This is a genomic window from Cytophagia bacterium CHB2 (assembly GCA_030263535.1).
Lineage (GTDB): Bacteria > Zhuqueibacterota > Zhuqueibacteria > Zhuqueibacterales > Zhuqueibacteraceae > Coneutiohabitans.
This window is the reverse complement of sequence record SZPB01000351.1, coordinates 1-6,783: the sequence shown is the minus strand read 5'-3', so window position 1 is coordinate 6,783 and position 6,783 is coordinate 1. Positions and strand designations below refer to the sequence as shown.

The 6,783-nt window shown below is 52.9% G+C and carries 7 protein-coding genes; 5 read left to right on the top strand and 2 right to left on the bottom strand.

Annotation, left to right across the window (positions count from 1 at the left end):
* Window positions 1–523 precede the first annotated feature (523 nt).
* Window positions 524–943 (bottom strand): YjbQ family protein, encoded by a 420-nt coding sequence (locus FBQ85_24375; protein MDL1878268.1) that lies wholly within the window; start codon window positions 941–943, stop codon window positions 524–526.
* Window positions 944–1,171: 228 nt separating this feature from the next.
* Here FBQ85_24375 and hutH point away from each other — a divergent pair, with 228 nt between their 5' ends.
* The 5 genes from hutH to FBQ85_24350 all read left to right on the top strand — a co-directional run bounded on the left by hutH (window position 1,172) and on the right by FBQ85_24350 (window position 5,791).
* Entirely contained in the window at window positions 1,172–2,707 is a 1,536-nt protein-coding gene (gene hutH / locus FBQ85_24370) for a histidine ammonia-lyase (GenBank protein MDL1878267.1), read from the top strand.
* Between the two features lie 337 nt (window positions 2,708–3,044).
* Window positions 3,045–3,494: a DUF433 domain-containing protein gene (locus FBQ85_24365; GenBank protein MDL1878266.1), complete on the top strand. Its 450-nt coding sequence runs from the start codon at window positions 3,045–3,047 to the stop codon at window positions 3,492–3,494.
* A complete protein-coding gene (locus tag FBQ85_24360; protein ID MDL1878265.1) occupies window positions 3,472–3,786 on the top strand; it encodes a hypothetical protein in 315 nt (104 codons plus the stop codon). Before FBQ85_24365 ends, FBQ85_24360 begins: the two co-directional genes overlap by 23 nt.
* A 255-nt stretch (window positions 3,787–4,041) precedes the next feature.
* Window positions 4,042–5,502 carry an IMP dehydrogenase gene (gene guaB, locus FBQ85_24355; GenBank protein MDL1878264.1) on the top strand — a complete coding sequence of 487 codons (1,461 nt, stop codon included), beginning with the start codon at window positions 4,042–4,044 and terminating at the stop codon, window positions 5,500–5,502.
* A 55-nt stretch (window positions 5,503–5,557) separates the two neighbouring features.
* Window positions 5,558–5,791, top strand: a complete 234-nt coding sequence (locus FBQ85_24350; protein MDL1878263.1) for a hypothetical protein — start codon at window positions 5,558–5,560, stop codon at window positions 5,789–5,791.
* Window positions 5,792–6,031: 240 nt separating this feature from the next.
* Here FBQ85_24350 and gpmA read toward each other — a convergent pair whose 3' ends face one another.
* Window positions 6,032–6,781: a 2,3-diphosphoglycerate-dependent phosphoglycerate mutase gene (gene gpmA, locus FBQ85_24345; GenBank protein ID MDL1878262.1), complete on the bottom strand. Its 750-nt coding sequence runs from the start codon at window positions 6,779–6,781 to the stop codon at window positions 6,032–6,034.
* Window positions 6,782–6,783 lie beyond the last annotated feature (2 nt).

Here is a 6,783-nt window from a genome sequence, read left to right as displayed (position 1 = left end):
AACCAGCGGCGGCGGCATCACGGTTGGAGATGTTGACGGCGACGTTGATGTGGAAACTTCGGGCGGCTCAATCAATGTCGATGGCGCCACCGGCAATCTGCGTGCGCACACGTCCGGCGGCGGCATTTCGCTGCGGCGCTTGCACGGTTCTGTTGATGCCAGCACTTCCGGCGGCTCGCTCAGCGCCGAATTGTTGGAGCAGTTCGATGCGGCTTGTGAGCTTTCCACCTCCGGCGGCGGCATTGTGGTTTATCTTGCACAAGGCATAAAAGCGGATATTGATGCGCGGACTTCGGGAGGAGATGTGGAAAGCGATTTGCCCATCACCGTGCAGGGCTCGATTGGCGAGGGAAAACTTCAGGGCAAGCTTAACGGCGGCGGGCCGTTGCTGACCTTGCGCACCAGCGGCGGGGATATACGGTTGCGGCAACGCTAACAATTCGCATTCGCCACGCCTGGATAAATGGATCGCTGGGGCCGTGTGTTCCAGCGATCCACGAATCCAGAAATCCAGCCCTCATCTCTATTCCCCAATAATCTTCACCACCACGCGTTTCTTTCGGCGGCCATCGAATTCCCCGTAAAAAATTTGTTCCCACGGCCCGAAGTCGAGTTTGCCCTTGGTAATGGGCACCACGACTTCACGGCCCATGATTTGGCGTTTGAGATGCGCGTCGGCATTGTCTTCGCCGGTGCGGTTGTGGCGATAATGTGAGGTCGGCTCGTGTGGCGCCAAACCTTCCAGCCAATCGTCATAATCTTGGATCAAGCCGGATTCATTGTCGTTGATGAATACGGAAGCCGTGATATGCTGCGCCGCAACCAACACCAAACCTTCTTGCACGCCGCTTTTTGCCACCAACTCTTCGACTTTGTCGGTGATATTGATATAATCGCGGCGGTGTGGCGTGTTAAACCAAAGGTATTCTGTAAGTGATTTCATCGGAGCATTCTCTCGGGTTTTGTTGGTCACTTGTTTTGAAATTCCAAAACGCAAAGCAAAGATACAAAAACGTTACAACATTCGAAAATTTATCTTTGAAAAAAGTCAAAGGAACCGCCGCTCCGCGCACTTGAGACTTACCAGGCAACGATCAAAATCATCATAATCAAGCCAGCATATCTGAGGCAAGGGGAAAAGTCGTTGACTCTGGCGCAAAACTTTTTTAACATGCGCCACACTATGAAGCATCTCCTTGACGGCAAATCATTAACGCTGGACATGTTGCACGAAGTTGCTGGCGGCGGCGCCGAGCTTGAGCTTTCAGCCGAGGCGCTGCGCCGCATGGAAAGCAGCCGCAATGTGATTGACGGCGTTTTGCAGAGCGGCCGCGTGATTTACGGCGTCAACACCGGCTTTGGCAAGCTCGCCGAGGTGCGCATCTCACCGGACGATCTCTCAACCCTGCAAAAAAATCTCATCCTCAGCCATGCCTGCGGCACAGGCCAGGCTTTAGCCGCGCCAGAAGTGCGCGCGTTGCTCTTGCTCAAGCTCAATGCCCTGCTCACCGGTTACTCGGGTTGCCGCACCATCGTGGCCGACTACCTGCATCATTTGCTGGCCAAAGATGTGTTGCCGGTGATTCCGGAAAAAGGCTCGGTAGGCGCCTCGGGCGATCTTGCGCCGCTGGCACACATGTCGCTCGTGTTGCTCGGCCTGGGCGAAGCGTTGGTGCAAAGCCAAAAAGTCAGTGGCCTCGAAGCCCTACGCTTCGTCGACTTGCAGCCGCTTACTCTGGCAGCGAAAGAAGGCCTGGCTTTGATCAACGGCACGCAGTTTATGACCGCGGTTGGCAGTCTCGCGTTGTTGCAATTGCAAACGCTGACCGCAACCGCCGATATTTGCGGCGCGATGAGCGCCGAAGCTCTGCTGTGCACGCCCGTGGCGTTCGATCAGCGTATTCAAGTCGCGCGCGGGTATGCCGGGCAACAGCAATCAGCCGCAAATTTGCGGCGGCTCATGGCGGATAGCCCGATTCGCGCCTCGCATCTGCAATGCAATCGCGTGCAAGATGCATATTCCGTGCGCTGCATGCCGCAAATTCATGGCGCGGTGCGCGACAATATCACCCATCTGCGCGAAACGTTCGGCGTCGAGTTGAATGCCGCAACCGACAATCCGCTGATATTTGCCGACGAGGGCGAGATTCTCTCCGGCGGCAATTTTCACGGCCACCCGATTGCCATTGCCTGCGATCTCATCGCCATTCTGGCCACGCAAATCGCCAATCTCAGCGAGCGCCGCATTGCTTTCATGATGGATTCGACCTTGAGCGAGCTGCCGCCGTTTCTGATCAAGAACAGTGGACTCAATTCCGGCTTCATGATTGCGCATGTCAGCGCCGCCAGCCTGGTTTCCGAAAATAAAGTATTGAGCCATCCCGCCTCGGTCGATTCGATTCCGACCTCGGCCAACAAAGAAGATTATGTGAGCATGGGCGCACATGCCGCGGTGAAAGCGCGCAATGCGGTCAACAATGCCATAACGGTTTTGGGAATCGAATTGCTGTGCGCGTGCCAGGCGCTGGATTTACGGCTGCCGTTGGAGCCCGGGCCAGCGACGAAGGCCGTGCACGATCTCGTGCGCGAGCATGCGCCGACATTGATTGAAGACCGTGTGCTGGCAGAGGATATTCGTGTTGCTGTACAACTGATTTCGTCAGGAGAGATTGTACGAAGGGCAGAGGGCGTCGTAGGGGAGTTGTAAACCGGGAGATTGAACTTTAATTTGACGTTTTTGCTGAAAGTGCGTATTGTGACCTCAATCAATGGAATCCCTGCCGCAAACTTTATTTTTGACTCTTCGACTTTTGGAGCGTATCACGATGGATAATCCCAATTACAGCTTCACGGAAGCCTCCATTTATTTGAAAATTCCTCAGCCAACCCTGCGCGCTTGGTTCAAGGGAAGAACTTATCCTCGTGTTAGCGGAAAGGGTGAGGGTATTTCAAGCCATTGCTCAAATTGCCGAATAAAAATTTCCAATTGCTGTCATTCAATAACTTGATTGAATCTTATGTGCTGCGTTCATTGAGAGTAGAGCATGATGTTAAAATCAAAGCCGTGCGCAGCGCACTGGACTATGCTAAAAAAAGAGTTTGCTATCAAGAGGTTGTTGTTGCACCGCGATTTGCTTACGAATGCCGGCGAACTGTTTTTAGAAAGATATGGCGCTCTGGTAAACTTGACGAAATCCGGTCAAATAGAAATGCGGGAAATGTTCAAAGAACACTTGAAGCGCATGGTATGGAATAAGGATCGCTGGCCGATTCGTCTTTATCCTTTCATAGATTACGACGCCCAAAAAGAGATTGCCATCGATCCGCAAATCAGCTTCGGGAAGCCGATCATTGCCAGAAAATCAATATCGACCTCCGCTATCATCAGCAGAATTGACGCTGGCGAAACCATCGAATTTGTTGCGGATGATTACGGCTTGAACCGCGAAGAAGTCCATTTGGCGATGCGCTATGAAAAACGACTTGCCGCATGAGCCTCACCCCGATTTCTTTGTCGATCGTGATTTGGACGGGAACATCTTTACAACAATATTGAAGAATGCCGTCATTCCTATTGAAAGACATCAAGCCCATTTTGTTCACGATATACCCGATCATGAATGGATAGCAGAGGCCGGCAAGCACGGTTGGTATGTGCTCACCCACGACAAAATGATTCGCCATCGGATGCAGGAGCTAAACACAGTCAAGGAAAATAATGTCGGCATGTACATCTTGGTCGGGAAAGCATCTCATGCCGAGCTTGCCAGCGTTTTATCGCAATGATTCAGAAAGTTGATCGCTTCATTCGCAAGAATGACCGCCCTTTTATCGCGAAAATCTATCGCCCGGCTCCTTCCCAAAAAGACAAACTCAAAGCTTCCGGACAGATTATGATGTGGAAGTCTTTTCGAGAAGAGCAATGAAAAAACGGAAATAGCTATTGTCGTAAAAAGTCATTATCGAAGCGATGAAATGCTGTCAGTGATTGATCATGAATCGAACGATCCCCAATGTTTTTGAATTGACGGAAATCATCTCATGGAAAAAATCCTCACCGAAGCCCTGACCTTTGACGACGTGTTGTTGTTGCCGCAAGCCTCGTCGGTACTGCCCGGCGAAGTCGATCTTAAAACCAATTTGACGCGGCGCATTGGCCTCAACATTCCGCTGATTAGCGCGGCAATGGATACCGTCACCGAGGCCAATCTTGCCATCGCGCTGGCGCGCCAAGGCGGCATCGGCATTATTCACAAAAACATGTCGATTGAGAAGCAGGCTGTGGAAGTCGATGCCGTGAAACGCTCGGAAAGCGGCATGATCTACAATCCCATCACGCTCACCGCGGACAGCACGGTGCGCGAAGCGCTGCAGCTCATGAGCCGCTATCACATTTCCGGCATTCCGGTGGTGGAGGGCGAACAACTCGTTGGCATCATCACCAATCGCGATCTGCGTTTCGAAGTCGATGTCGAATTGCCGGTTTCGGAAGTCATGACCAAAGAAAATCTCATCACCGCGGCTGTCGGTACCACGCTGGAAACCGCCGAGCGCCTGCTGCAAGAACACCGCATCGAGAAATTGCCCATCGTCGACAAACGCGGCAAGCTCAAAGGCTTGATCACGGTCAAAGATATCAAGAATAAAAAAATGTATCCGGATGCCTCGAAAGACGAACGCGGCCGTTTGCGCGTGGGCGCCGCCGTGGGCGTGAGCCGCGACACGCTCGAGCGCGCGGCAGCGCTGGCGCAAGCCCACGTCGATGTGTTGGTGGTGGATACCGCGCATGGCCATTCCGAAGGCGTGATCAAAACCGTGCGGCAATTGCGCGAGGCGTATCCGGATCTTGATATTGTTGCCGGCAATGTCGCCACCGAAGCCGGCGCATTGGCGTTGATCGAGGCCGGCGTCGATGCGGTGAAAGTCGGCATTGGGCCCGGCTCGATTTGCACGACGCGCGTGGTTGCGGGCGTCGGCGTGCCGCAAATCACCGCAGTGATGGAATGTGCCAAAGTCTGCCGCAAGTTCGACATTCCATTAATTGCCGATGGCGGCGTCAAGCAAACAGGCGACATTGCTAAAGCCATTGCCGCGGGCGCGGACACGGTGATGCTGGGCAACATGCTTGCCGGCACGGAAGAGAGTCCGGGCGAGATGATTTATTTGGAGGGGCGCAGTTACAAAACGTATCGCGCCATGGGCTCGCTTTCAGCAATGAAGCACGGCAGCAGCGACCGCTATTTTCAGGAGGGAAAAAAGAAATTTGTGCCGGAGGGCATCGAAGGCCGTGTGCCGTATCGCGGCAAACTGGCGGACGTGGTGTTTCAAATGATCGGCGGCTTGCGCGCCGCCATGGGCTATGTCGGCGCGGCTTCCATCAGCGAATTGAAAGAAAAGAGCCGCTTCGTAAAAATCACTTCAGCGGGCTTGCGCGAAAGCCATCCGCATGATGTCATCATCACCCACGAAGCGCCGAATTACAAGCTGCGCGGGAATGCGTGAGGTTTGTTTTGAAGTTCGATTAAGAAAGGCGAGACGGCAAAATGAAAAACACGTCATGCCTGAATACCGCATCGCAATTGCGAAGAAAGCGCTGCGTGAACTTGCCGCCCTGCCCATTGAAATTCAGGATCGCGTGATAAAAACTATAGAAGAACACAACGGCCAAAATAAAAAGAGAACCAACGCCGGGCACTCATCCCGCATTGATTCTCCAGCAAGTCTTAGCTGCGATTTTGCCGCCGGACACTTTACAGAAATAGGACATTTAGCTGCAATACCGTTCACTTAGCATTTCATTCGTAGTCGCGGCCCCTTGTGGGCCGCTGTTCGTGCATGTTGCAATGCCCCACAAGGGGGGCAGGACTACTAAGTGAGAGGTATTGCATTTAGCTGTTGAGTGGCACCGATCAACACGGATTTCAGAATTTTTAAAAAATCAGTGAAAATCCGTGTTCATCGGTGGCCTAAGAAGGGGTGTCCAGTACTGAAGCATGACAAAACGCCAATCAACGTAACACTCCGACTGCCTTTATTTGCTCGCCTTGCCTTGATTGGCCACTGCCTGCATCGCTTTTTTGACGCTTTCCTCATCACCAAGATAGTAATTTCGTATCGGCTTCAACGCATCATCTAATTCATACACAAGCGGCATGCCGGTGGGGATGTTCAATTCAACGATTTCCTGATTCGAGATGTTGTCGAGATATTTGACCAGGGCGCGCAGACTGTTGCCGTGTGCGGCAATGATGACGCGACCGCCGGCTTTGATCTCGGGCACGATGGTTTCATGCCAGGCCGGAAGGAAACGCGCAACCGTGTCCTGCAAACATTCGGTGGTGGGAAGATCGGATTCAGACAGATTTTTGTAGCGCGGGTCGTGGCCGGGATAGCGGGGGTCGATTTTCTCGAGCGCCGGCGGTTGCGTGTCATAGCTGCGGCGCCAAATCTGCACTTGTTTCTCGCCATATTTCGCCGCGGTTTCCGCTTTGTTCAAACCCTGCAACGCGCCGTAATGCCTTTCATTCAAGCGCCATGAACGGTGCACCGGAATCCACATCAAATCCATTTCATCCAAGACCAGCCAAAGCGAACGAATTGCGCGCTTCAAAACCGAGGTAAACGCCAGATCAAAAACAAAGCCGTTTTGTTTCAAAACTTTTCCGGCGTTTTGGGCCTCTTGCACTCCCTTTTCCGTCAAATCGACGTCCGTCCAACCGGTGACACGGTTTTCTTTGTTCCACGTGCTTTCGCCATGTCGTAACAGAACGAGTTTGGTCATGT